The sequence below is a fragment of the Caballeronia sp. GAFFF2 genome, assembly GCF_023631485.1.
GTDB lineage: Bacteria > Pseudomonadota > Gammaproteobacteria > Burkholderiales > Burkholderiaceae > Caballeronia.
Window position 1 is genome coordinate 25,036 of the sequence record NZ_JALQDA010000020.1, and the last position, 26,099, is coordinate 51,134.

General features: G+C 61.8%; 24 protein-coding genes. 15 read left to right on the forward strand and 9 right to left on the reverse strand.

The features are described from left to right. Positions 1–2: 2 nt before the first annotated feature. A complete protein-coding gene (locus NCT04_RS12800; RefSeq protein ID WP_284509354.1) occupies positions 3–1,832 on the reverse strand; it encodes an aminopeptidase P family protein in 1,830 nt (609 codons plus the stop codon). Between the two features lie 47 nt (positions 1,833–1,879). Next, positions 1,880–2,152, reverse strand: a complete 273-nt coding sequence (locus NCT04_RS12805) for a hypothetical protein (RefSeq protein WP_244826339.1) — start codon at positions 2,150–2,152, stop codon at positions 1,880–1,882. A gap of 296 nt (positions 2,153–2,448) precedes the next feature. Here NCT04_RS12805 and NCT04_RS12810 point away from each other — a divergent pair, with 296 nt between their 5' ends. From NCT04_RS12810 to NCT04_RS12840, 7 genes are all read left to right on the forward strand, one after another. Then, on the forward strand, positions 2,449–3,216 hold the full coding sequence (locus tag NCT04_RS12810; protein WP_250465766.1) for a glycosyltransferase family 2 protein: 768 nt from the start codon (positions 2,449–2,451) through the stop codon (positions 3,214–3,216). A gap of 162 nt (positions 3,217–3,378) precedes the next feature. After that, the gene (hemA, locus tag NCT04_RS12815; protein ID WP_244826341.1) at positions 3,379–4,713 is read left to right on the forward strand and encodes a glutamyl-tRNA reductase; all 1,335 of its coding nucleotides are present in this window, start codon (positions 3,379–3,381) and stop codon (positions 4,711–4,713) included. 94 nt (positions 4,714–4,807) lie between these two features. Then, the gene (gene prfA / locus NCT04_RS12820; RefSeq protein WP_244826342.1) at positions 4,808–5,890 is read left to right on the forward strand and encodes a peptide chain release factor 1; all 1,083 of its coding nucleotides are present in this window, start codon (positions 4,808–4,810) and stop codon (positions 5,888–5,890) included. Then, the gene (prmC, locus tag NCT04_RS12825; RefSeq protein WP_244826343.1) at positions 5,887–6,723 is read left to right on the forward strand and encodes a peptide chain release factor N(5)-glutamine methyltransferase; all 837 of its coding nucleotides are present in this window, start codon (positions 5,887–5,889) and stop codon (positions 6,721–6,723) included. Before prfA ends, prmC begins: the two co-directional genes overlap by 4 nt. Positions 6,724–6,820: 97 nt before the next feature. Then, positions 6,821–7,132, forward strand: coding sequence for a Grx4 family monothiol glutaredoxin (grxD, locus tag NCT04_RS12830; protein WP_244826344.1), 312 nt, complete (start codon positions 6,821–6,823; stop codon positions 7,130–7,132). 13 nt (positions 7,133–7,145) lie between these two features. Further along, the gene (locus tag NCT04_RS12835; protein ID WP_250465768.1) at positions 7,146–7,742 is read left to right on the forward strand and encodes a UbiX family flavin prenyltransferase; all 597 of its coding nucleotides are present in this window, start codon (positions 7,146–7,148) and stop codon (positions 7,740–7,742) included. A gap of 109 nt (positions 7,743–7,851) precedes the next feature. Then, positions 7,852–8,637 carry a DODA-type extradiol aromatic ring-opening family dioxygenase gene (locus NCT04_RS12840; RefSeq protein WP_250465770.1) on the forward strand — a complete coding sequence of 262 codons (786 nt, stop codon included), beginning with the start codon at positions 7,852–7,854 and terminating at the stop codon, positions 8,635–8,637. Positions 8,638–8,727: 90 nt separating this feature from the next. Here the strand turns inward: NCT04_RS12840 and NCT04_RS12845 are convergent, their stop codons facing one another. After that, the gene (locus tag NCT04_RS12845; protein ID WP_250465772.1) at positions 8,728–10,320 is read right to left on the reverse strand and encodes an APC family permease; all 1,593 of its coding nucleotides are present in this window, start codon (positions 10,318–10,320) and stop codon (positions 8,728–8,730) included. 476 nt (positions 10,321–10,796) lie between these two features. Here NCT04_RS12845 and NCT04_RS12850 point away from each other — a divergent pair, with 476 nt between their 5' ends. After that, positions 10,797–11,000, forward strand: coding sequence for a cold-shock protein (locus NCT04_RS12850; RefSeq protein ID WP_016346375.1), 204 nt, complete (start codon positions 10,797–10,799; stop codon positions 10,998–11,000). 64 nt (positions 11,001–11,064) lie between these two features. Here the strand turns inward: NCT04_RS12850 and NCT04_RS12855 are convergent, their stop codons facing one another. Beyond that, a complete protein-coding gene (locus tag NCT04_RS12855) occupies positions 11,065–12,339 on the reverse strand; it encodes an Hsp70 family protein (protein ID WP_250465774.1) in 1,275 nt (424 codons plus the stop codon). 197 nt (positions 12,340–12,536) lie between these two features. Between NCT04_RS12855 and NCT04_RS12860 the strand changes: the two genes are divergently transcribed. Beyond that, complete coding sequence (locus tag NCT04_RS12860) at positions 12,537–14,024, forward strand: MFS transporter (RefSeq protein WP_244826348.1); 1,488 nt, start codon at positions 12,537–12,539, stop codon at positions 14,022–14,024. 49 nt (positions 14,025–14,073) lie between these two features. On the opposite strand, the gene NCT04_RS12865 is transcribed toward NCT04_RS12860, so the two are convergent. Further along, positions 14,074–14,667, reverse strand: coding sequence for a nitroreductase family protein (locus NCT04_RS12865; RefSeq protein WP_250465793.1), 594 nt, complete (start codon positions 14,665–14,667; stop codon positions 14,074–14,076). 210 nt (positions 14,668–14,877) lie between these two features. After that, on the reverse strand, positions 14,878–16,161 hold the full coding sequence (locus NCT04_RS12870; RefSeq protein ID WP_250465776.1) for an MFS transporter: 1,284 nt from the start codon (positions 16,159–16,161) through the stop codon (positions 14,878–14,880). Positions 16,162–16,288: 127 nt separating this feature from the next. On the opposite strand from NCT04_RS12870, the gene NCT04_RS12875 reads away from it, so the two are divergent. Both NCT04_RS12875 and NCT04_RS12880 read left to right on the forward strand, forming a co-directional pair. Further along, on the forward strand, positions 16,289–16,933 hold the full coding sequence (locus tag NCT04_RS12875; protein ID WP_409014905.1) for a TetR/AcrR family transcriptional regulator: 645 nt from the start codon (positions 16,289–16,291) through the stop codon (positions 16,931–16,933). Further along, complete coding sequence (locus NCT04_RS12880; RefSeq protein WP_250465778.1) at positions 16,930–17,487, forward strand: DUF1415 domain-containing protein; 558 nt, start codon at positions 16,930–16,932, stop codon at positions 17,485–17,487. The genes NCT04_RS12875 and NCT04_RS12880 overlap by 4 nt, the downstream gene beginning before the upstream one ends. Here the strand turns inward: NCT04_RS12880 and NCT04_RS12885 are convergent, their stop codons facing one another. After that, a complete protein-coding gene (locus NCT04_RS12885; protein WP_250465780.1) occupies positions 17,488–18,357 on the reverse strand; it encodes a class I SAM-dependent methyltransferase in 870 nt (289 codons plus the stop codon). A gap of 389 nt (positions 18,358–18,746) precedes the next feature. Here NCT04_RS12885 and NCT04_RS12890 point away from each other — a divergent pair, with 389 nt between their 5' ends. Then, entirely contained in the window at positions 18,747–19,067 is a 321-nt protein-coding gene (locus NCT04_RS12890; RefSeq protein ID WP_244826352.1) for a DNA-binding protein, read from the forward strand. Between the two features lie 50 nt (positions 19,068–19,117). On the opposite strand, the gene NCT04_RS12895 is transcribed toward NCT04_RS12890, so the two are convergent. After that, positions 19,118–19,816: a FadR/GntR family transcriptional regulator gene (locus NCT04_RS12895; RefSeq protein WP_250465782.1), complete on the reverse strand. Its 699-nt coding sequence runs from the start codon at positions 19,814–19,816 to the stop codon at positions 19,118–19,120. Between the two features lie 253 nt (positions 19,817–20,069). Here NCT04_RS12895 and NCT04_RS12900 point away from each other — a divergent pair, with 253 nt between their 5' ends. The 3 genes from NCT04_RS12900 to NCT04_RS12910 all read left to right on the forward strand — a co-directional run bounded on the left by NCT04_RS12900 (position 20,070) and on the right by NCT04_RS12910 (position 24,140). Next, a complete protein-coding gene (locus NCT04_RS12900; RefSeq protein WP_250465784.1) occupies positions 20,070–21,194 on the forward strand; it encodes a mannitol dehydrogenase family protein in 1,125 nt (374 codons plus the stop codon). Between the two features lie 114 nt (positions 21,195–21,308). Continuing rightward, positions 21,309–22,589, forward strand: coding sequence for an MFS transporter (locus NCT04_RS12905; protein ID WP_244826354.1), 1,281 nt, complete (start codon positions 21,309–21,311; stop codon positions 22,587–22,589). A 9-nt stretch (positions 22,590–22,598) separates the two neighbouring features. After that, positions 22,599–24,140, forward strand: coding sequence for a UxaA family hydrolase (locus NCT04_RS12910; RefSeq protein WP_244826355.1), 1,542 nt, complete (start codon positions 22,599–22,601; stop codon positions 24,138–24,140). A 119-nt stretch (positions 24,141–24,259) separates the two neighbouring features. Here the strand turns inward: NCT04_RS12910 and NCT04_RS12915 are convergent, their stop codons facing one another. Then, the gene (locus NCT04_RS12915) at positions 24,260–25,900 is read right to left on the reverse strand and encodes an NAD(P)/FAD-dependent oxidoreductase (RefSeq protein WP_250465786.1); all 1,641 of its coding nucleotides are present in this window, start codon (positions 25,898–25,900) and stop codon (positions 24,260–24,262) included. Between the last annotated feature and the right edge of the window lie 199 nt (positions 25,901–26,099).

A 26,099-nucleotide genomic window follows, 5' to 3' on the forward strand; every position in this document is an offset into this window, starting at 1 on the left:
GATCAGATAGCCTGCGTACGTTTTTCGAGCCACGCCAACGCCGTGCCCGACACATGCGGCGACACGCGCCGGCGCACTTCCTCGTGATACGCGTTGAGCCACGCGCGCTCGTCCTCGCGCAGCAAGGCCAGGGCGATGCAGCGGGTATCGATCGGGCAGAGCGTGAGCGTTTCGAAGTCGAGGAAATCGCCGAATTCGGTCTTGCCCGCGCTCCGGTTCAGCACCAGATTCTCGATGCGAATGCCCCACTTGCCCGGCCGATAGATGCCCGGCTCGATGGACGTGATCATGCCCTCTTCCATCGCCGTCCAGCTTTCGGCGGGCGCGTAGTGCGAGATGACCTGCGGGCCTTCATGCACGTTCAGAAAGTAGCCGACGCCGTGCCCGGTCCCGTGCCCGTAGTCCGCGCTGGCTTCCCAGATCGGCGCGCGCGCGATGGAATCGAGCATTGGCGAACGGATGCCACGCGGAAAGCGTGCGCGCGACAGCGCCATCGTTCCTTTCAGCACGATGGTGAAATCGCGCTTGTGCTCGGCCGTGATCTCGCCGACGGGAACCACGCGTGTGATGTCCGTCGTGCCGCTCACATACTGTCCGCCCGAATCGATCAAGAGCAAGCCATTGCCTTCTATCACCGAATGCGACGCTTCGGTTGCGCGGTAGTGCGGCATCGCGCCGTTGGCATTGAAGCCCGCGATAGTGCCGAAGCTCAGCGTCACGAAGCCCGGACGCCGCGCGCGCGCCGCCGTGAGCTTTTCGTCGATGGTGAGTTCCGTAATGCGCTCGCGGCCCAGCGCATTTTCGAACCAGGCGAAGAATTCGGCGAGCGCCGCGCCGTCCTGTTCCATCGTCGCGCGGATATGCTCGGCTTCCGCCGCCGTCTTTTGCGACTTCGCGAAGGTGGACGGATTCACGCCTTCCACGATCGTCACCGCCGAGGGCACTTGCTCCAGCAAACCATGCGTGATGCGGCGCGGGTCGATCAGGAGCGTGGCTCGGGCGGGTAGCGCGGCGAGTGCGCGGGGCGCATCGGCGTAAGGCGCGACGCGCACGTTGTCGCGCGCGAGCGATTCCTCGAGCTCGGCCGACACCTTGCCATCGGCGATGAAGATCGTCGCGTCGTCAGTGCCGATCAACGCATGCGCGACGAACACGGGGTTGTAGCTGACATCGCCGCCGCGCAGATTGAAGATCCACGCGAGATCGTCGAGCGTGGACACGAAGTGCCACTGCGCGTCTTTTGCGCGCAAGGCTTCGCGCACCTGCGCGAGTTTGTCCGCGCGGCTCACGCTGGCGTGCGGCGCGGCATGTTCGTAGATGGGCGCCTCAGGCAAACCGGGACGCGTCGGCCAGATGGAATCGAGCAGATCGACATCCGTGCGCAGTACGATGCCGCGTGCCTTCAGCGCATCCGCAAGCGAGCGCGCCGCCGCCACGCCGAGTACGGCGCCATCGACGCCGATGACATCGCCCGAATCGACATGCGCCGCCAGCCATTCGACGTGCGGCGCGGTTTGCTGGCCGCCCATCATCTTCATGAGCACGATGCCGGTGCCCGCCAGTTGCGCCTCGGCTTGCGTCCAATAGCGGCTGTCCACCCAGACGCCCGCGAAATCCGCCGTCACCACGAGCGTGCCGACCGAACCGGTGAAGCCGGACAGCCATTGCCGCCCTTGCCAGCGCTCCGGCAGATATTCGGAAAGATGCGGGTCTGCCGACGGAATCAGCACGGCGGCAAGATTGTCGAGCGCCATCTGGCCGCGCAGCGATTCAATGCGCCGGGCGAACTCGGCTGCGTCGGGAATGGCGGAATGTGCGATGCGGTCGTTCATGAAGTCACCTGCATGGAATGCGTGAGGAAGCGCCGGCGAGCGCGGATTTAGCGACGCGCGGCAAGGCCGACTGTCACCGTCACGACGACGAGCGCGAACACCGTGCACGCGAACCATTCGAGCGTATCGCCGTCGTGATACAGGTTGATGATATTGCCGAACATGCGCGCGACGATTATCGCCAATATGCCCGCGACGATGGCCGTCCAGATTCGCCCCGCCGCGCCTGTGCCCACGCGCCCCGCGCGCCGCAGCGGATGCAGCCACCAACCCGTCGCGCCGATTACCGCGCCCAAAAAGATCAAGCCCGTCCAGCCCATCAGCTACCGCGCCCCTTTGATTGCGATCGAACCGGCGCCGCGCGCCGTTAGCGGTCGAGTTTAGGGGGCCAGGTTGGCGATGGCAAGTGCGTTTCCTTGAACGATTTATGCGACTAAGCTTAAAAATGAAAATATGCCGGGCCGGTAAAATGACCGCTTTAGCCACGCTGATTTAAGGGCGATACTCTAACGAGTCACTGCCCAAGTTCGCGGCATCGATCGAATAGGTTTACAGCGGAAAATAAAGCACCATGATTGAGAAAAGCCTCATATCGCTAAACGGTCTGGAGTTCGTGATGACCTACCGCGGTTCCACGCTGGAGCGGCGTGAAAATCTGCGCGGCATATTGCGCCATCTCGATTCGACTTATTCTGACTACACGGTTTATCTCATCGAAGCCGATGCCACGCCCACCTTCCACTGGTCGGGCCTTGGCGACGAAAAGATCAGGCATGTCTTCGTATGCGATAACGGCCCCTTTCCAAAGGCGCGCCTATGCAATCTGGGCGCGCGAATGTGCACCGGCGACATCATTTGTTTCCATGACGCGGACATGATTTCCAACCCGGATTATCTGCCGCTTTGCATCAACGCAATTCGTCATGGAACGGCAAGCGACGCACTTTGCCCATTCACGAACGTGATTAACGTTACGGGTGTTTATCGCGATGCATTCATTGCTTCCGGAGATTACGCAATACTAAAACCGTTTCTCGAAAGCGACCGGCCCGAAGAAATGGAAATTCTCTATGCGAATACGCCGGGCGCCATCGTGCTCATAAAACGCTCGGATTACATGCGCGTTGGCGGCTACGATCCGCGCTTCATTGGCTGGGGCGGCGAAGATGACGACCTGCTCACGCGCGCGGTGCGGCTCGGCGTTCGTTGGCATTCCGTGCCCGATGCAAACGCGTCGCTGTTCCATCTGCATCACGACAATACTTCGCGGCACGCGGCCATTGCCGCCGCCGAACGAAATCGCGAAGCGGCTGCCGAGACGCATGCATTGTCGCAAGAGGAACTCGAAGCGCGCGCCGCCGAGCTGGCAAAGTACTTCGATTGAGCGCGGCGCTGCGTCCTGGCGTCGCACGAGCGTGGGGCTTCGCGCCAGCTGCAAGCGGCGCGAGCGAACACCAGCCATCCCCTATGCCGCCTATAAATGAAGAGATTCGTAAAACGCTATAATATTGCGCTATCTGAAAGGCCATCGGCTTAGGCCCATTACATGCAGCTCCTCACGATCGGAATCAATCACCACACTGCGCCTGTCGCCTTGCGCGAACGCGTGGCGTTTCCGCTCGAACAGCTGAAGCCCGCTCTGGGCGCGCTGAAGGACATCTGGCTTGGGCCGCTCGCCAAGGTTTCGCCCGAAGCGGCGATCCTCTCAACCTGCAATCGCACCGAACTTTACTGCGCCACCGACGACGCCGCCGCGCGCGACGCTGCCATTCAGTGGATGTCGAAGTACCACAATCTCCCGGTCTCGGAACTCGCGCCGCACGTCTACGCGCTGCCGCAGTCCGAGGCCGTGCGCCACGCCTTCCGCGTCGCCTCGGGGCTGGATTCCATGGTGCTCGGCGAAACGCAGATCGTCGGACAAATGAAGGATGCCGTGCGCACCGCGTCGGAAGCGGGCGCGCTCGGTACTTATCTCAACCAGTTGTTTCAGCGCACCTTCGCGGTGGCCAAAGAAGTGCGCTCCACGACCGAGATCGGCGCGCAGTCCGTTTCCATGGCCGCCGCCGCCGTGCGACTCGCCCAGCGCATTTTCGAAAACATTTCGAGTCAGCGCGTGCTTTTCATCGGCGCGGGCGAAATGATCGAACTCTGCGCCACGCACTTCGCCGCGCAAAATCCGCGCGAACTGGTGGTCGCAAACCGCACGGCCGAACGCGGCGAAAAGCTCGCCGAACGTTTCAACGGCCGCGCCATTCCGCTTTCCGAGCTGCCCACGCGCATGCACGAGTTCGACATCATCGTGTCGTGCACGGCGTCGACGCTGCCTATCATCGGGCTGGGCGCGGTCGAACGCGCGGTGCGCGCGCGCCGGCATCGGCCAATCTTCATGGTCGATCTCGCCGTGCCGCGCGATATCGAGCCGGAAGTCGGCAATCTGCAGGACGTGTTCCTTTATACCGTCGACGACCTCGGCGCGATCGTGCGCGAAGGCAATGCGTCGCGGCAAGCTGCCGTCGCCCAAGCCGAAGCGATCATCGAAACGCGTGTGCAGAATTTCATGCAGTGGCTGGATGCGCGCAGTATCGTGCCGGTCATCCGCCACATGCATACACAAGCCGACGCGCTGCGCCGCGCCGAAGTCGAACGCGCGCGCAAGCTGCTCGCGCGCGGCGACGATCCCGCCGCCGTGCTCGAAGCATTGTCGCAATCGCTCACCAACAAGCTCATTCATGGTCCGACGCACGCGCTCAATCGCGCGACCACGGAAGAGCGCGCCCAGCTCATCGACCTGATGAGCGGCTTCTACCGCCACGGTTCGTCCGACAAGCCGCAAGACGACACGCCTTCGGCGCCTGAATCGTCGCAGTCTCCGGACCGTTAGCGGCTTTCCTCGCTGTTCTCCAATGCCGCGCGGCGCTGACGCGCAGGCATTTCTGATTCCACAATTCTCCGGAGCATCGCTCCAACTCCGCCCGATGAAAACGAGCATGCAAAGCAAGCTCGACCAGCTTGCAAAACGGCAGGTCGAACTCAACGAATTGTTGAGCCGCGAAGACGTGACCGCCGATATGGATCAGTATCGGAAACTCACGCGCGAACATGCGGAAATCAGTCCGGTCGTCGAGCAGTACGCGCTCTGGCGTCAGGCGCTCAACGACGAAGCGACCGCGCAGGAATTGCTGTCCGATCCGTCGATGCGGGATTTCGCCGAAGAGGAAATCGGCGAAGCGCGCGAACGCATGGCGACGATCGAAAGCGATCTGCAGACCATGCTGCTGCCGACCGATCCCAACGACGAGCGCAATATCTTCATCGAAATTCGCGCAGGCACGGGCGGCGACGAATCCGCGCTGTTCGCGGGCGACCTGCTGCGCATGTATCTGCGCTATGCGGAGCGCAACCGCTGGACCGCCGAAACCATGTCCGAGAGCGTGTCCGACTTGGGCGGCTACAAGGAAGTGATCGTGCGGATTGCGGGCCACGGCGCCTTCTCGCGGCTCAAGTTCGAGTCGGGCGGGCATCGCGTTCAACGTGTGCCGGCGACGGAAACGCAGGGGCGCATCCACACGTCCGCGTGCACGGTCGCGGTCATGCCGGAAGCCGATGAAATCAGCGAAGTGGTGATCAATCCGGCGGATCTGCGTATCGATACCTTCCGCGCGTCGGGCGCGGGCGGGCAGCACATCAACAAGACCGATTCGGCCGTGCGCGTCACGCACTTGCCAACCGGAATCGTCGTCGAATGTCAGGACGACCGCTCGCAGCACAAGAACAAGGATCGCGCGCTGAAGGTGCTCGCCGCGCGCATCAAGGACAAGCAGTATCACGAGCAACACGCGAAGGAAGCGGCGACGCGCAAGAGTCTGATCGGGTCGGGCGACCGCTCCGAGCGCATTCGCACCTACAATTTTCCGCAAGGGCGCATGACGGATCACCGCATCAATCTGACGCTCTACAAGCTCGAATACATCATGGACGGCGATATCGACGAACTGATCGGCGCGCTCGTGAGCGAGCATCAGGCGGAATTGCTCGCGGCGCTCGGGGAAACCGAGTGACGACCGCAGTCGATCTGCTGCGTGCGTGTGCGCTGCCGGCGCTCGAAGCGCGCGTCTTGCTGATGCACGTGCTCGGCTGGCGACGCACGCAGCTCATCACGCGCGACCGCGAAGCGCTTGGCGCCACCGCGGTTAGCCGCTTCGAGGCGCTCGTCGCGCGCCGTGTCGCGGGAGAACCGATCGCGCAGCTGACGGGAACGCGTGAATTTTTCGGGCTCGAATTCGACGTGACGCCCGATGTGCTGATTCCGCGCCCGGAAACCGAATTGCTGGTGGAAACGGCGCTCGACGCCATCGCGAATACGCCGAACGCGCGCGTGCTCGATCTCGGCACGGGAACCGGCGCCATTGCGGTTTCGCTTGCGCATGCACGGCCCGACGCGCGCGTGTGGGCAGTGGACCGCTCAGGCGCCGCGCTGGATGTCGCGCGTCGCAATGCAGAACGGCTGCTCGATCCGGCGCGCGCGGGCGGGCCGCTCGCGTTCGTCGAAAGCGACTGGACCGCGAAGGTCGATCCTTCGCTGCTCTTCGAAGCCATCGTGAGCAATCCGCCGTATATCGCAAGCGACGATCCGCATTTGCAGCAAGGCGATCTGCGCTTCGAGCCGCGCGACGCGCTCACCGATGACGCCGACGGTTTGTCCTGCATCCGGACCATTATCGAGCGAGCGCCGTTTCTGCTTGCGCGCCGTGGCGTGCTGTGGCTCGAACACGGCTACGATCAGTCCGACGCCGTGCGCCGACTGCTCACGGCGCGCGGTTTCACCGATGTGCATTCGCTGTGCGATCTGGCGGGAATCGAGCGCATCAGCGGCGGCGTTTTCAATGCCTGAGCGCGGCGGGCGAGCCAGGCAGCGGTCAGCCCGGAATAGCGAAATCCGCTATCATTTCAACACTTAGTCCCCACCGACATCAAAGCGCAGGAACATCATGGAAACGCAAGAACGCATCAAGCAACTCGTCGATCAAAACGCGGTCGTCCTCTTCATGAAGGGCACGGCGCAGTTCCCGATGTGCGGTTTCTCCGGCCGCGCCATTCAGGTGCTGAAGGCGTGTGGCGTCGATCAGATCACGACCGTAAACGTGCTCGAAGACAACGAAATTCGTCAGGGCATCAAGCAATTCTCGAACTGGCCGACCATTCCGCAGCTTTACGTGAAGGGCGAGTTCATCGGCGGCTCGGACATCATGATGGAGATGTACGAATCCGGCGAACTGCAACAGCTCTTCGCCGCTGCCTGAAGTCATTTTCGAAGTGAACGCGCCTGCCGCCCGACGACGGCTCATCGTCGCCATCACGGGCGCCACGGGCGCAATTTACGGCGTGCGTCTGCTTGAAACGTTGCGCCGTTTTCCCGGCGTGGAAACGCATCTGCTCGTTTCCAGCGCCGGCTGGCTCAATATCCAGCACGAGCTGGAACTCGATAAATCCACGGTTCACGCGCTCGCGGACGTTGTTCATAACGTGCGCGATGTCGGCGCGAGCATCGCGTCCGGCTCGTTTTCCACGGAAGGCATGATCGTCGCGCCGTGCTCCATGCGAACGCTGGCAAGCATCGCGCACGGACTCTCCGACAATCTCATCACGCGCGCGGCGGATGTCGTGCTCAAGGAGCGTCGCCGTCTGGTGCTGCTGGTGCGCGAAACGCCGCTCAACCTCGCGCATCTGCGCAATATGACCGCCGTGACGGAAATGGGCGGCGTGATTTTTCCGCCGCTGCCGGCGTTTTATCAGAAGCCGGCGAGCATCGACGAGATGGTGGATCACACCGTCGCGCGCGTGATCGATCTGTTCCAGATCGCATCGCCGGCCGCCGCTGCATGGGAAGGGATGCGCGGCGAAGCGGACTGAGCGTCGCTTCGATTGCAAACGCCGACGACACAATTCATTGCTTCGCCAGCCGTTTATTTCCGCTAATACCGGCCGTACATTGGTGGCATCCAACTCAATGCGCGACGCCATGACTTCCCTCCCCTCCGTTTTCGTTTCCCACGGCGCGCCGACGCTGCCTATCGACCCGTCGATGCCTTCCGGCGAATTCGCCTCGCTCGCTGAAACGCTGCCGCGCCCGCGCGCCATCCTCATGCTTTCGGCTCACTGGGGCACGACGCAACCCGTTGCGAGCATCGCCGAGCGGCCGGAAACCATCCACGATTTCTACGGTTTTCCGCGCGCGCTCTATGAACTGCGCTATCCCGCGCCCGGCGCGCCCGATCTCGCCCGCAACGCCGCCGCGCTGCTCGGCAAACACGGCATTGCTGCGAGCACGACGGAGCACGGCCTCGATCACGGCGCGTGGGTGCCGCTTCTGCTCATGTTTCCCAACGCCGACATCCCAGTCGCGCAACTTTCCATTCAACCGCGCCTCGATGCCGCGCATCACTTTGGTATCGGCCGGGCGCTGCGCGATTTGCGGCGCGACGGCGTGATGATCGTCGGTTCCGGGCAGATCACGCATAACCTGCGCATGGCGGATTTCGGCGCGCGTCCTGAAGATGCCGATCCGCGCGTCGATGAGTTCACGCAATGGTTCGAGGCGCGTCTTGCCGATCGCGACATCGACGCGCTGCTCGACTATCGCGCCCGCGCGCCGCACGCCGCGCTGATGCATCCGACCGACGAGCATCTGCTGCCGGTATTCGGCGCACTAGGCGCTGCGGCGGATGACTATCAGTTGCGCATACAGTCGCTCGGCACTTTCCAGCGCGCGCTCGCCATGACGAACTACGTGTTCGCGGACGCCTGAGGCCTGAACGTACGAGTCGAGCAGGAAAGAACGAAGCCCGCCTGATTGCTCAGGCGGGCTTCGTTTTACCGCTTCTCGTCGACGATCTGTTTACGCGCCGACTTCGTGCTGAATGTCTTCGTGCGCTTCGCGTTCATCCAGATAGTCCGTCCTATAACCGGTGTGTACGCCCCAGAAGTAAAACACGAGCGCGAGCACGGCGACGAGCGCCATGTCCCAGCCATACGGCAACACGCCACTTCCGCCGAATTCCTTGCTGCCGATGAGCGACATGACGGCCATTGTCGGCAGATACGCCACCAGCCACCACGCGGCTTTCAGATCGCGGCCCCATCCCGCGAAGCCGGTCTTGCCCTGGAAGTAGAAGTACACGGGCAGCGCGACGACCATCAACAGAATGATTTCGCCGGTCAGCGGCCACTTTGCCCAGTACAGGACGAGCGACGCGCAGACGAACGCGAACGGCGCGACCAAGCCCATTAAGGGCAAGCGGACCGGTCGTTCCAGATCCGGCGCGGCGCGGCGCAGCGCCATCAGGCTCACAGGCCCGGTGAGATACGAAATGACCGTCGCCACCGAAATCACCGCCGCCAGCGTGCCCCAACCCCGGAAGAAGAACAGGAACACGAACGCGACGAACAGGTTAAACCACATCGCGGGACGCGGCACGCCGTAGAACGGATGCACGTTGCCGAATATCTTCGGCATCGTGTTGTTGCGCTCCATCGCGTAGATCATGCGCGTGGTCGTCGCCATGTAGGTGGTGCCGGTGCCGCTCGGGCTCACGAAAGCATCGACATAAAGAAGCACGGCGAGCCAGTTCAAATTCAGCGCCAGCGCCAGTTCCGCGAACGGCGACGCGAAGTTGAAATGCGACCAGCCCTTCGCGACATCGGCGGGATTGACCGCGCCGATGTAGGCCACTTGCAGCAATACGTAGATCACGAGCGCGATCAGAATCGAGCCGATCACGGCGAACGGGATGCTCCGCGACGGATTGCGCGCCTCGCCCGCGAGATTGACCGGGCTTTGAAAGCCGTTGAAGCTGAACACAATGCCGCTCGTCGCCACCGCCGTCAGCACGGCCGGCCAGCCATAGGGCGCGAAGCTCGACACCGTGCCGAAGTTCTCGGAATGGAACCCTGTATAGATGAGGCCGGCGATGGTCAGGCCGGGAATCAGGAACTTGAAGACAGTGATTGTCGAGTTGGCGCGCGCGAACACCTTCACGCCCCAGTAGTTGAGCATGAAGTACACGACCACGAGCAGCGCCGAGAGGATCAGCCCTGAAGTCGTGAGCGTTTCGTTCACGAAGAGCGCATGCGCCCATTCATAGGGCCACGTGCTCATATATTGAATGGATGCCTCGGCCTCGATCGGAATGACCGAGACGATGGCAATCCAGTTCGCCCACGCGCTGATGAAACCGACGAGCGCGCCATGCGAATAGCGCGCGTAACGCACCATGCCGCCGGATTCGGGAAACGTCGCGCCCAACTCCGCGTAAGTAAGAGCGATCGCCATGATGACGACCGCGCCGATCACCCACGCGACCATGGCTGCGGGACCGGCGATCTTGGCCGCTTTCCACGCGCCGAACAACCAGCCTGAACCGATGATGGAACCGAGGCCGGTAAGCATGAGTGCTATCGGCCCGATATTTCGTTGTATCGAACTCTTCACATTGTTCTCCAGTGTCTCTCGCCTTGCGCTTGGAGGTCAGGCGCACGAATGCACATCCGCCGCGCGCGATGCCGGCCTACGGTCCGGTGATAGGGCGATTTTGGTGCAACCTTGGCAGGTTGGCGCGTAGTGTAACGGTTGCACCTTTCGAATGCAGCGAAGGATTGTCAGCTTTCATCAGTTTTTGCGCGATGAAAGCTACCACACGGCGGTGATAGACAGTTGGCAGTGAAATTATGAAAGATTCGTAAGATACGTTGCGATATCTCAAAAAGTCCCTGCGCGGCAGTCGGATATTATTTGACCGCGAAAACGATTAGCCGTATAAACCTTCTTGCAGGATTTCAAGTGGCGAGTGACTTGTGGTTCTTTCGTAGTTCGCCATCGCGGTACTCCGGTTGGTCCCATTGCCCCTTCCTTGATCTTCATGCACCCTTGGCTTCGGCCTCATTCATCAATTTTTTGGAATAAGTAACATGGAAACCGGTACCGTCAAGTGGTTTAATGACGCAAAGGGCTTTGGCTTCATCACCCCGGATGGCGGCGGCGAAGATCTGTTCGCACACTTCTCGGAAATCCGCATTGAGGGTTTCAAGACACTTCAAGAAAACCAAAAGGTTACCTACGAAGTGAAGACTGGCCCCAAGGGCAAGCAAGCAGCGAACATCAAGCCGGCGTAAGTTTTTATCCGGCTTAGAGAAAACCCCGCCTCGGCGGGGTTTTTTGCATTTGGAACGAGCGCGATCAGGTAAAGACGCGTTGCGCGTAAATACCGAGACCCGTCGCCACGCTGGCAAGTCGATCGCCGAATACGGCTCGTGCGCCGGGAAAAGCCGCCGCGAGCGCATCGGACAGAAAGCGCAAACCGGTGGTGCCGCCCGTGAAGTACACGGCGCCGACATCCGCGTTCGCCACGCCCGCGCGTTTCACCGTTTCCAGCGCCGCTTCGACGATACGCCGCGTCTCGTCCGCTCCTGCTTCGATCAGTTGGGCTTCGTCGAATGCGACGCGCAGCGCTTCCTCCACCTCTTCCATGTCGATCTCGGTTACGCCGCCCGCCGCCACGTCGATCTTCGCTTCCTCAGCGTGCGCGGTCAGCGCATGACCAAGCCTGCGATCGACGACGCGCATCAGCCGGTCATGCAGACGCGGTTCGGGGTAAAGGTGGCGCATCAGTTGCAACTCGCTCACGCGCTTGGGCGTGTAGACGGTATTGATCAGATGCCACGTCGCCAGATCGAAATACACGCGGTTCGGCACTTCGCGCCCTTGCGGATCGAGCGTCTGATAACCGAGTTCGCGCAAAACGGTCGTCAGTTCGACGCGCCGGTCGAAATCTGTGCCGGCCACGTGCACACCGTGATGCGCGAGGACATCGCTTTTTCGGTCTAGCTGGCGAGCGCGCTCGGGCCCCACGCGAACGAGCGAGAAGTCGGACGTACCGCCGCCGATATCCGCGACCAGCACGAGCCCTTCCTGCGTCAGGCGCGCTTCGTAATCGAATGCGGCGGCGATCGGTTCGTATTGAAAGTGAATCTCGCGCAAGCCGATGGCGTGCGCGCACGCTTCGAGTTGCGACTGCGCAAGGCGGTCGGCGCGCGGATCGTCATCGACGAAAAAGACCGGACGGCCGAGAACCGCGCGATCGAGCGGACTTGGCGAGACCGCCTGCGCTTTCTGCTTCAGATGCTGCAGAAAAAGCGTGATGACGTCCGTGTACTTGATGGCGGAGCCGTCGCCGAGATCGGTGCTAGTGTCGGCGAGCGGCGAGCCGAGAATGCTTTTCATCGAACGCATGAGGCGGCCGTCGAAGCCGTCTATATACGATTCGAGCGCGGCGCGGCCATAGGACTGGCTGTTTTCGTCCGTGTTGAAGAAGACGGCCGTCGGAAGCGTGGTTGCCTCGCCCTCGACGGGAGCCAGCCGGATCGAATGGCCACCCTGCGTCTGCGCCTGAATCGCGGCAGGCACGGCGACGGCGGAATTCGACGTGCCAAAATCGATCGCACAGTAGGTCATGGACATCGAGGCAGCGTTACGAGGCAACGCCGCATTCAAAAGTGGACAGGGTTTGTAGCATGTTCGGCGGCATGCATCAACCGCATTCGAACCCGTCTGGAACCGCCACGACGCTTCAACCGGCGCGGAATGCAACTTGCTCGCCAAAGCGGCAATTTATTCACTGTTGCGCGCGCGGATGCAGCGGGCACGAGCCAATGAACGACACTACCTTACCGCAGGAAAATCGTTCGACCGCGAGCGCCAGCGATCGATCCGACATCATAGAAACCGATTTACCGGGACGGCTCGACCGTCTGCCCTGGGGCCGGTTTCATACGTTGATCGTATTCGCGCTCGGCATCACGTGGCTGCTCGACGGGCTCGAAGTCACGCTCGCGGGCGCGGTGGCGAGCGCATTGAAGTCGAGCCCGGCGCTGCACTTCAACAACACGGATGTCGGCATCGCCGGCAGCGCATATATTGCGGGCGCGGTGGTCGGCGCGCTTGGCTTCGGCTGGCTCACGGACCGGCTTGGACGACGCAAGCTCTTCTTCATCACGCTCTTTCTCTATGTGGCCGCGACCGCCGCAACCGCGTTCTCATGGGATCTCGCAAGTTTCGTGCTGTTCCGCTTTCTGACGGGCGCGGGCATCGGCGGTGAATACACGGCCATCAATTCCACGATCCAGGAATTCACGCCTGCACGCTTGCGCGGCTGGACCGATCTCGCCATTAACGGCACGTTCTGGATCGGCGCGGGCATTGGCGCGGCCGGTTCGCTCGTTTTGCTCGATCCGGGCCTGATGCCGCCCGATTGGGGCTGGCGCGGGTGCTTTCTGATCGGCGCGGCGCTCGGTCTCACCATTCTCTTCATGCGGATGTGGGTGCCGGAAAGTCCGCGCTGGCTCATCACGCATAACCGCGTCGATGAAGCGAAGCAGATTGTCGAGGACATCGAAGCGCATTTTCGCAAGCACGGCGTCGAAATACCGAACACGCCGATCAAGCCGCTGCGCCTAAAGATGCGCGAGCACACGCCACTTTCGGAAGTCGCGCACACGCTGTTTCATGTGCATCGGAGCCGCTCGCTGGTCGGCCTCATGTTGATGACCGCGCAGGCGTTCTTCTACAACGCAATCTTTTTCACTTACGCGCTCGTGCTGACGGACTTCTATCACGTGCCGGGCGATCACATCGGCTGGTACGTGCTGCCGTTCGCGGCGGGCAACTTCCTGGGCCCCGTTCTGCTCGGCAAGCTATTCGACGTGCTCGGCCGACGCCGGATGATCGCCTTCACTTACGCGATCTCGGGCGTGCTGCTCACGATCAGCGGATGGATGTTCATGCACGGAATGCTTTCCGTGACCACGCAGACGATAGCGTGGATGGTGATTTTCTTCTTCGCGTCGGCGGCGGCGAGTTCGGCCTATCTGACGGTCAGCGAGACGTTTCCGCTTGAGATTCGCGCGCTTGCCATCGCCGTGTTTTATGCGTTCGGTACGGCGCTCGGCGGGATCATCGGGCCGGCGCTGTTCGGGCAACTCATCGATACGCATCAGCGCGGCGCGGTGTTCGTCGGCTATTTGATCGGCTCGGCGCTGATGATCGCGGCCGCCGTCGTGGCCGGCATCTGGGGCGTGGCGGCGGAGCGCAAGTCTCTGGAAGATGTTGCGCGGCCGCTGTCATCGGCGGATGAGGGGTGATGTCGTACACATCCGCAGTCAAGCGCACCCGCGCCGCGTAAGCCTGGCTTCACTCGAAACTCTTTCCCCACGCGCCTTCGAACGACGTCTCGCCCAGCGCCTTGCGTGCTCGCGGCGCGGCCTCGCGTTCGCGCAGCGCGTCGTCGAGAAGATTCGCGTCGCCGTGATGACCGACTGCGACCATCGCGATGATCTCCACCTCCGGCGGAATCTCGAACGCCGCGCGGAACGCGTCGCGATCGAAGCCGCCCATCTGATGCGTCGCGAGCCCGAGCGCGTGCGCCTGGAGCACGAGCGCCATCGCGGCCGCGCCGGTGTCGTAGAGCGCGGTGCGGCTGACACCCTTCGGCGTGAGCGTCGACGCAGTCACGCAGACCAGCACGGGCACGCGAACATTCCATGTCCTATTGGACGGCGCGAGCGTTTCGAACGCGCGCTGGAACGCGGCTTCGTCGCGATGCCGATCGAACGCGATAAAACGCCAAGGCTGCAAATTGCTCGATGAAGGCGCCCAGCGCGCCGCTTCGAGCAGGCTATGCAGATGCTCGCGGCTCAGCGGCGCGTCGGAGAACGCGCGCGGGCTCCAGCGGCCCGCGAGTAGTTCGTGGATATCGACTTCGGTTGCGGCGGGTTTGGAGGTCATCATTGGAATCCTTCAGCGAATGGAAGAAGCGAGGCCTGCCCATCACGATAACGGCTTGCAGCAGTCAACCGCACAACGCTACCACTTCAATTCAGCACCGTTGCCTCGCGCCGCCCTCAAAAGCGCAAACGGCGCGCATCGGCCCAATGCGCGCCGTTCAAGTATCGAACGACAAGGATAAGTCACGGACTCACACGTCCGCAGAAGCGCTCAAGTGGCGGCGACGCCCATCGACCGCCCCGCGCGATTGATCCGCAGCACCGTAACGGCTGCGACGAGGCAAAGACCGCCGGAGATCATCGTCGCCACGGTGTAGCTGCCGAGGCTCGACCGCAGCATGCCGCCGCCCAGCGCCGCGAACGCCGCGCCGAGCTGGTGCCCCGCCACGATCCAGCCGAAGACGATCGGCGCCGACTCCTTGCCATAGACATCGGTGGCGAGGCGCACCGTCGGCGGCACGGTTGCGATCCAGTCGAGCCCGTAAAACACCGCGAAAAGCGGCAAGCCGAAGAAGTCGATGCCAAACGCATACGGCAGATAGATCAACGACAACCCGCGCAGGCCGTAGTACCAAAACAGCAGCAGGCGCGCGTTGAAGCGATCCGAAAGCCATCCGGAAAGCGTCGTGCCGAACAAATCGAAAATGCCCATCGCCGCGAGCAAGGTCGCGCCTTGCACCTGCGTCATGCCGTAGTCGGAGCACATCGCGATCAGATGCGTGCCGACATAACCGTTCGTGCTCGCGCCGCACACGAAAAAGCTGAAGAACAACAGCCAAAAATCGCGCGTCTTGCTCGCCATGCCGAGCGTGCCGAATGCGACCTTGATCGGATTTTTCGGCGGCGGAATGACGGCGGGCGGCGCGTCCGGGCTTTCGCCGACGGGTCGCAGCGCGACATCCGACGGACGCTCCGGCAGCAGCCACGCGACGAGCGGCACGACGACTGCGGTTGCTATAGCCACGACGAAAACCACCGGCCGCCAGCCGTGATGCTCCGACAACGCCGCGAGAAACGGCAGAAACACGAGCTGCCCGGTCGCCGAACTGGCGGTGAGAATGCCCATTGCAAGCCCGCGATGCGTCGTGAACCAGCGATTTACCACCGTCGCCGAAAGCGTGAGCGCCGCCACGCCCGTCGAGCCGCCGACCATCACGCCCCAGATTACGATCATCTGCCAGGGCGCGGTCATCATCGAGGAGAGGCCGACGCCTGCGGCCAAGGTCGCAAGCGCGGCGAGCAAGGTCGGACGCACGCCGAATCGCTGCATGGCGGCAGCGGCGAACGGTCCGGTCAGTCCGTAAAGCGCAAGGTTGATCGAGATGGCGAGCGAAATGGTTCCGCGCGACCAGCCGAACTGTTTTTCGAGCGGCAACATCATCACGCTCGGCGTCGCGCGCGTGCCGGCCGCCGCCAGCAACACCAGGAAAACGACGCCCACTGCGATCCAGCCGTAATGCACGCGGCCGCCAAGCCGTCTCGCTACCCAATTCATCGCTGCTCCGTTCCGTGAATTTCGTGTTTTACGCGCCGTGACGTTACCGACCTGTCACATCAGAGTTGCGAGCTTAGTTACCGATCGGTAACATGTCAAGACCCAAGCAATATTCAAGGATGCGACTGTGACACGAACTCCCGCCGGCCAGCCGAAAACCCCTGCTCGCCGCAGTGTGCGAACCGACGGCGTGCAGGCTCGGGAACAATTGCTCGATGCCGCGCAGGAACTGTTTTATCGCGAAGGCATCCGCGCGATTGGCGTCGATGCCGTCGTCGAACGCGCGGGCGTCAACAAGATGAGCCTGTACCGGCGCTTCGCTTCGAAAGACGAACTCGTCACCGCGTATCTGCAGCGCATGGACGAAAGATTCCGCAAGCGCTTCGAGGCAAGCGTCGAGAAGCATCCGGGCGCGCCGGCCGAGCAACTCGTTCAATCGCTCGAGGATCTCGTCGGGCGCGCGTCGGCGCCGGATTATCGCGGCTGTCCGTTTCTCAACATCGCGTGCGAATTCGGCGATCCGGCGCATCCCGCGCGGCAATCCGTCGAGCGCAACAAGCACTATCTGATCACGCGGCTCACCGAGATTTCGGCTGCTGCGGGCGCCGCCGATCCCGTCGAACTGGCAGAATCGCTGGCGTTGCTCGTCGATGGCGTCTACGCGACGAGCCAGACTTACGGTCCCGGTTCGGGGCCGATGCGCGCGGCGCCTCGCATTGCGCGCACATTGATCGACGCGGCCTGTAAGCCGCTTATTCAGGATGCACCATGAACGACCGTAGCACCCGCGAAGAAAATGTGATCGCGGCCACGCGCCACTGGCTCACCCGCGCTGTCATCGGCTTGAACCTGTGTCCTTTTGCCAAGAGCGTGCATGTGAAGGGACAGATTCGCTATGTCGTGAGCGACGCGCGCGGCGTGGAAGATGTCGTCGCGGAACTCGCGGACGAACTGCGCCTTTTGCGCGAAAGCGATGCAAAAGACATCGACACGACGCTTTTCATCACGCCGCACGCCTTTGCGCACTTCACCGATTACAACGACGCGCTGTTCTTCGCCGACCGCTTGTTGAACGACATGGGCCTTGCCGGAGAACTGCAGATTGCGAGCTTTCATCCGCAATATCGCTTCGAAGGCAGCGAGCCCGACGACATCGAGAACTTTACGAATCGGGCGCCGTATCCCATCTTTCATTTGCTGCGCGAAGCGAGCATCGACCGCGCAGTGGATGCCTTTCCCGACGCCGCCGATATCTACGAACGCAACATGGAAACGCTGCGTCGCCTCGGTCACGAAGGTTTCGCGGCGTGGATGAAAAGCGACTGATCAGTGCGCGAAGAAGCGCTCGCGCAACTCGTCCAGCCCGAGCGTTTCGAGCACATCCGACAGCCGTTGCGCGGGCCGGGCGCGCGGCAAGTCCTTGAACTGAGCGATGATGAGCTCGTTTTTCATCGAATGTTCCCAGCCTACGAGTTCCGTCACGCTGACCTGATATCCGTGAGATTCGAGCTGCAGGCAGCGCAGTACATTCGTAATCTGGCTGCCGAATTCGCGCGTATGCAGCGGATGCCGCCACATCTCCGTCAGCACGTTCTTCGACAGCGCATGCCCCTTGTTCTTGCGCAGCACTGACGCGACTTCCGCCTGACAACACGGCACCACGACGATGTACTTCGCGTTCTTCTGCAGAGCGAACTGGATGGCGTCGTCCGTTGCGGTATTGCAGGCGTGCAGCGCGGTCACGACATCGATGGAATCCGGCAGCAGATTCGATTCAATCGATTCGGCCACCGACAGATTCAGAAACGACATTCCCTCGAAATCCAGCCGCTTCGCCAATTCCTCCGATTTTTGAACAAGATCCTCACGCGTCTCAATACCGTAGATGTGTGACCGATCGCGCAGAGTCTTGAAGAACAGATCGTAGAGAATAAACCCAAGGTAAGACTTCCCCGCGCCATGGTCGACAAGCGACACCGAACCCTGGCGTTCGTGAACGTCGGCAAGCAGCGGTTCGATGAACTGATAGAGGTGATAGACCTGTTTCAGTTTGCGGCGGCTGTCCTGATTCATCTTGCCGTCGCGCGTGAGGATATGAAGTTCCTTCAGCAGTTCGATCGACTGACCTGGACGGATTTCGTGCTTTGTAGTGGGGTCGGGGGTGCCCGGAGCCGACGCGGAGGACTTCTTGGCCATCGTGAAAGTGACGTGGAAATTAAAAAACGAGGCTAGTTTGCGCCGAATGTGCGCTAACCGCTGGTTCTGCCGACTCGAAAGGAGAAGTTTACCCAAAAGCGCGAAGACGCTCTTGTTCCGCCCAAGTCGACCGGCGATGCAAGACGGCTAGAAAACGCTTGGAACACTTCGTGCATTGTCCGGTATGCGAATCTGGCCGGGACGATGCATAGCGTGGGGAAGAAGCCCGGCGCGCCAATGCAGCAAGGAAGAGCAACAAGCAGGTAGCAAAGCCACGCCTCGACAACGCAGTACGCGTCGTCACCCGCGAGCGGCTTTCGTTACGTAACACCTAACACTCAGCGCGGCGATTGCGACTCGCCGGCGCCATGAACATGGAGAGGACGGCGATGGACGCGATCCCCGACAAGAAAGCAGAAAAGCAGTTTCAGGAGATGCTCGCGGCGCTGACCACGATGCCCGCCTGGAGCGAGAAGCAACAACTCGAACTTGAAATGGCTCGAGAGATTTCGGTGGAGATGCTGCGTCTCGCCGAATCGATGCGCGACGGCTCCACGGATATCGAATCGTGTCTGACCATGCTGAAGTACGCCAAGGTGATGGACTTCGTCCTGACCACGCTCGCCTCGCGCCGCGAGATCGCGCCGCAGACACTGCGCGTGATCTTCAAGCTGGCTGGCCTGAAGGTCGATGAAGCGTATCCCGGCTAACGCGGGCTAACTTTCGAGAGAACCGGTTCGTCTTTGAAGGCGCGCCGGTTTCAGCCTTTGCGCCGTGTCATCAGACGCTCGGCCGACTTGCGCATGTGCCGCTGCATCGCGGCTTGAGCCTGCACCGCGTCCCGCGCTTCGAGCGCCTCGAGAATCTCGAGATGTTCGCCAAGCGCGGCCGCCCAGGTTTCCTCCCCCTCGAAATGTCCGCGTAACGTGGATGACAGCGGACTATGCCGTTCGTCATAGAGACTGCCCACTGTCCTGACCAGCACGTCGTTGCCCGACATCTGCGCGATCGCAACGTGAAACGCGCGGTCGGCGCTCATTGGCACTTGTCCCGCTTCGACTTCGCGCGCCATGGTCTCGTAGACGGCGCGTAGCGTCTTCAATGCCTTTGGCTTGGCAAACGGCGCGACATTCGCGGCAATCGCGCCTTCGATCACGCTGCGCGCATTCATGATCTCGATCGGGCTCTCGCCCAGTTCCGCCTCGGTGGCGGGCGGCTTCGCCACGGGCGTCGCGCAGATATAGACGCCCGAGCCCATGCGAATCTCGACTCGCCCTTCCAGTTCCAGCGCAACCAGCGCCTCACGCACCGAAGGCCGCGACACGCCCAACGTCTGCGCGAGTTCGCGTTCGGAGGGCAACCGGCCGTTCGGCGCAAAGTCCTGCTGTTCGATCAGAGCGCGCAGCTTATCGGCGATCTGAAGGTAGAGGCGACGCGTTTCGACTGGTTTGACACTCACGTGCACACTCCTGCATGTCTCGGGGAAAACGTGGATTGTAATCAGCGGAAGGGTTGACGCACCGTACGAAGCGCGTTCGACCATTTTCAAACGCTTACAAGTGGCTTGACCAATTCCAATTCGAGCCACTAGTATGCATTTCGGTAAGGCCAGATGGGCCATATTTTTTACGGCTGTCTGGAACCGTTCCCAACGACAAAACCCCCTATGTACTTCGCCGTCGCATCGAGCGATGGCGCGATAGCCGCCCGACATGACCAATCCGATTCTCCAGTTCGGCACGAGCCGTTTTCTGCAAGCGCACGTCGACTTCTTCGTGGCCGACGCCGCGCGGCGCGATCCTGCGAAAGCGCTCGGCAAGATCACCGTCGTGCAGACCACGTCGAGTCCCGACAGCCGCGCGCGCGTCGATGCGCTGCGCGCCACGGGCCGCTATCCGGTACGCATTCGCGGACGCGAGCGCGACGCGACCGTCGACACCACCATCGAATGCGATTCGATCACCGAAGCGCTGCACGCCAACGACGACTGGCCGCTGTTGCTAGAACGCATGGAACGCGACGTGAAGGTGATCGTCTCGAACACGGCCGACACGGGTTACGCCCTTTTCGACGAAGACACGGCCGACCTGCTCGATGGCGCGCGTACGCCGCGCGGATTCGCGGCCAAGCTCGCCGTGCTGCTGCACGCACGCTTCAAGGCGAGCGCGGCGCCGATCACGCTGTTGCCGTGCGAACTCGTCTCGCGTAACGGCGACACCTTGCGCGACCTCGTGCTCGACTTGGCACGCAAATGGAATGCGGACGACGCGTTCATCGCTTACTTGTCGAACGATTGCGTCTGGGTGAATTCGCTCGTGGACCGCATCGTGTCGGAGCCTATCCTGCCGGTCGGCGCGATTGCCGAGCCTTACGCGTTGTGGGCAATCGAGCGGCAAGCGGGCATGACCTTGCCGTGCGAACACGAAGACATCGTCGTCACCGACGACCTCGCGCACTACGAGCGCCTGAAACTGCTGCTGCTCAACCTCGGCCACACGATGCTCGCGGAAATCTGGCGCACGCGCGGCGGCGCGCCCGACATGACCGTGCTCGACGCGATGCGCGATTCCGCGTACCGCGAGCCGCTCGAAGCCACCTGGCGCGACGAAGTGCTGCCGGTGTTTGTCGCGCTCGGCAAGGGCGACGTGGCAAGCGACTATCTCGCGAGCGTGCGCGACCGCTTCGAGAACCCGTTTCTCGTGCACAAGCTCGCGGATATCGCGCGTAATCACGACGAGAAGAAAGTGCGGCGTTTTCAACCTGTGGTCGATTTCGCTGCCGAACTCGAACTCGATATCGAACAAAAGCGCCTGCGCGATGCATTGAACGCGCATTGAGAACCGCCAAAGAACGCGGACTCCGTCACACCGTTTTTGAATCACGGCTCACCGCGTCGGCATGGCGGTTTGGGCCGGCAGAAATGAAATGCCATCATCCCGAGGAGACAAACGATGCGCAAAATGCGTTGGGTAGTGATATTTCTGGCCTTTCTGGCCATCGCGATCAATTACATCGATCGCGCGAATCTGGCCGTGGCTGCACCGCAGATTGAAAAGGCGCTCGGCATCGGGCCGGCGGAAATGGGCTTCATCCTGAGCGGCTTCTTCTGGACCTACGCGCTCATGCAGATGCCTTTCGGCTGGTTCGTTGACCGCGTGGGCGCGCGAATCGCACTGCCGCTTGCGGTGGGCTGGTGGTCGGTGTTCACGGCGCTCACCGCCACCGCGACGAGCGTCGCGGGCATGTTCGGCTGCCGGCTGATGCTGGGCGTCGGCGAAGCGGGTGCGTATCCGTCGTGCGCGAAGCTCGTCGCGCAGTGGTTCAAGCCGCAGCAGCGCGCGTTTGCCACCAGCATCTTCGATAGCGGCTCGCGTGTCGGTTCCGCGCTGTCGATTCCTGTCGTTGCGCTCATCATCAGCTCGGTGGGCTGGGAAGCGTCGTTCGTCATCACTGGCGCACTCGGCGCGGTGTGGATCTTGGGCTGGTTCCTCATTTACCGTAATAAGTCGCTCGGCGACCTCACCGGTCCCGTGGATGTCCCGCCGCAACCGGTCGCGCCGAAGAACAAGGTCTCGTGGGGCTCGCTCTTCAAGTACCGCACGCTGTGGGGCATGATGCTCGGCTTCTTCTGCCTGAACTTCGTGATCTACTTCTTCATCACCTGGTTCCCGAGCTATCTCGTGCAGACGCATGGCTTCTCGCTCAAGTCGCTCGGCACGCTCGGCATGATTCCGGCGCTGATGTCCATCCCGGGCGGCTGGCTCGGCGGTGTCGTGTCCGACTCGCTCTTCAAGCGCGGCTGGAGCCTCACGGCGGCGCGCAAGACCTGCATGGTCGGCGGCATGCTGCTGTCGTCGGTCATCACGCTCTCGGCGTTCACCACGAACATCTACCTGATGCTCGGCTTTTTCGGCGTTGCATACGGCAGCCTCGCGTTCGCCGCGGCCAGCATCTGGTCGCTGCCGGGCGATGTTGCACCGACGCCGGGACACGTCGCGTCCATCGGTGGCATTCAGAACTTCGCGTCGAACCTGGCGGGTATCGTCATCACGACGTTCACGGGCGTCATGGTCGAAATGACGAAAGGCTCGTTCACCATTCCGCTGTGTGTTGCAGGCGGCTTCTGCTTTCTCGGCGCGTTCAGCTATCTTGTGATTGTCGGCAAGATCGAACCGCTCAACCGCGCCGAAACGGAAGCCCTCGCCGACAAGCGCGCTCCCTCCACGATCTAAGAAAACATCATGTCCACCACATCCACCGACCATGCGGTCATCCGGCTGCATCCCAAAGACGATGTCGTCATCGCGACACGTCAGCTGCTCTCCGGCGCGCGCATCGCGTCGGAGGATCTCGTCGTCATGGGCCTGATTCCGCCGGGCCACAAGATCGCGACGCGCGCCATCGCCGCGGGCGAGCCCGTCAAGCGCTACAACCAGATCATCGGCGTGGCGAAGGACGCCATCGCACGCGGCCAGCATGTCCATACGCAAAATCTGTCGATGGCCGAGTTCGCGCGCGAGCACGAGTTCGGCATCGACAAGCATCCGACGCCTTTCGTCGATGAACCCGCGACGTTCATGGGCATTCGCCGCGACGACGGCCGCGTGGCGACGCGCAATTTCGTCGGCGTGCTGACGAGCGTCAATTGCTCGGCGACCGTCGCGCGCGCGATTGCTGATCACTTTCGGCGCGACGTTCATCCGGAAGCGCTGGCGGACTACCCGAACGTCGACGGCGTGATTGCGCTCACACATGGCTTGGGATGCGGCATCGACATGCAGGGCGATGGCCTCGCCATCTTGCGTCGCACGCTGGCCGGATACGCGGTGCATCCGAATTTCTATTCGGTGCTCTTCGTCGGCCTGGGATGCGAGACCAATCAGATTTCCGGCGTGCTCGAAGCAAGCGGACTGAAAGACGGCGAGCGTCTGCGCAGCTTTACGATTCAGGACAGCGGCGGGACGAGAAAGACGATCGAGCACGGCATCGCATTGGTCAAGGAGATGCTCACGGAAGCGAATCGCGTCAAGCGCGAGCCGGTGCCGGCGTCGCATCTGATCGTCGGTTTGCAATGCGGCGGGTCGGATGGCTACTCGGGCATTTCGGCGAATCCGGCGCTCGGCGCGGCCGTCGACAAACTCGTCGCGCATGGCGGCACGGCGATTCTCTCCGAGACACCGGAGGTTTATGGCGCGGAACATTTGCTGACGCGGCGCGCGGTCAGCCGTGAAGTCGGCGAGAAACTGCTGACGCGTATCAAGTGGTGGGAGGACTATTGCGCGCGCAACGGTGCGGCGATGGACAACAATCCGTCGGCGGGCAACAAGGTCGGCGGGCTGACCACGATTCTCGAAAAGTCGCTTGGCGCGGTGGCCAAGGGCGGCACGACCAATCTCGTCGAGGTTTATGAGTACGCGCAGCGCGTCGACGCCAAGGGCTTCGTGTTCATGGATTCACCCGGCTACGATCCGATGTCCGCAACGGGTCAGGTTGCTTCGGGCGCGAATCTCATCTGCTTCACGACCGGACGTGGTTCGGCTTACGGCTGCGCGCCTTCGCCATCGCTCAAGCTCGCGACGAACACCGCGCTCTGGGAGCGGCAAGAAGAGGATATGGATATCAACTGCGGCGGCGTGATCGATGGAACGGCGAGCATTGGGCAACTCGGCGATCAGATTTTTCAGATGATGCTGGACTGCGCGTCGGGCGTGGCATCGAAGAGCGAACTGCACGGGTATGGGCAGAGTGAGTTCGTGCCCTGGCAGGTGGGCGTGGTTACTTGAGGTTTTTTGATGCGGATGAAAGGGCGCAACGGTGACGATGCGCCCTTTTTCGTTTTTGAGGCAATGGGCGTTGGTTATGTCTCTTCGACGTTTGCATGGATTGCAAATGAGTCGCGACGTTACCGGACGGCCGCCTCATGTTCCGCCATCATCCTCAACGCGACGGCCTCCGCGACTTCGATTCCGTCGATCGCCGCTGAATAGATCCCGCCCGCATAACCCGCGCCCTCGCCCGCCGGATACAAGCCTTCGACATTGACGCTTTGGTAATCGTCATTATTGCGGCGCACCCGCAGCGGCGACGACGTGCGCGTCTCGACGCCAGTGAGAACGGCGTCGTGCATCGCGAAGCCGGGGATCTTCTTATCGAGCTCAGGCAGTGCTTCTCGGATGGCTTCGATCACATAATCGGGCAACGCGGTGCTGAGATCGGTCGGCTTGACGCCTGGCTTGTACGAAGGCACGACCGATCCAAGCGATGTCGAAGCGCGCCTCGCGATGAAGTCGCCCACAAGCTGTGCAGGCGCGCTGTAATCGCCGCCGCCCAGTTCGAACGCACGCTCTTCCCACATGCGCTGGAAGGCGATGCCCGCGAGTGGACCGCCCGGATAATCTTCCGGCGTGATGCCGACGACGATACCCGCGTTCGCATTACGTTCCGCGCGCGAGTACTGGCTCATGCCATTGGTCACGACTCGGCCGGGCTCCGACGTCGCCGCGACAACCGTTCCGCCAGGACACATGCAAAAGCTGTAGACAGCGCGGCCGTTGCTGCAATGGTGGACGACTTTATAGTCCGCGGCGCCAAGCCGTTCGTGACCGGAAATTTTGCCGAAACGGCTCCGATCGATAATGCCCTGCGGATGCTCGATACGAAACCCGAGCGAAAACGGCTTCGCTTCCAGGAAAACGCCGCGATCGTGCAACATCTGGAAGGTGTCGCGCGCGCTATGTCCGACGGCCAGCACAACGTGATCGCAACGCAGCGTTTCTCCGCTCGACAGGCGTAGACCGCGCACCTTGCCATCGTCGATGTCGATATCCTCGACGCGCTGCTCGAATCGTACTTCGCCGCCGAGTTGATGAATATTCGCGCGCATCTTTTCGACCATGCTGACCAGTCGAAACGTGCCGATATGCGGCCGGCTCAGATACAGGATGTCTTCAGGCGCGCCCGCTTTGACGAACTCGTCGAGGACTTTGCGCCCGTAGTGCTTCGGATCCTTGATTTGACTGTAGAGCTTGCCATCGGAGAAGGTGCCAGCGCCGCCTTCACCGAACTGCACATTGGATTCCGGGTTAAGCTCGTTTCGGCGCCACAGACCCCAAGTATCTTTCGTCCGCTCGCGCACGGCTTTTCCACGCTCGAGGATGATCGGGCGAAAACCCATTTGCGCGAGAATCAGCCCGGCAAACAGCCCACACGGCCCCATGCCGATGACGACGGGGCGAAGCTGGCTCGATGCTTCAGGCGCCTTGGCCACGAAGTGGTAAGCCATATCCGGCGTAATGCCGACATGCGGATGCGGCCGGGCCTTTAGTCGCGCGAGCACCGACGCTTCATCCGCCAACTCCACATCGATGATGTACGTAAGCTTGATGTCGGCGCGCTTGCGTGCATCGTGCGCGCGGCGAAAGACATGGAAGCGCACGAGTTCGCTTGACGTCACGCCGATTTCTCCAAGGCGCGCGATGACCGCAGGCTTGATGGCCGAATCAGGATGATCGAGCGGAAGCTTGATTTCGCTTAAACGTAGCATGGGAACTCGAATGGCAATCGGCTGCGCAATGTTTTGCTGATTTTATCGCGCGATCAAGGCGTGCACGGCTGATCGAATCCGGCAGATCAGCCAAACGCTGCAGAAATGCAAAAACCCCACCTGTTTGGGGGTGGGGTTTTTGTTGCTGCATGAGGAGCCTGACGATTACCTACTTTCACACGGGAGATCCGCACTATCA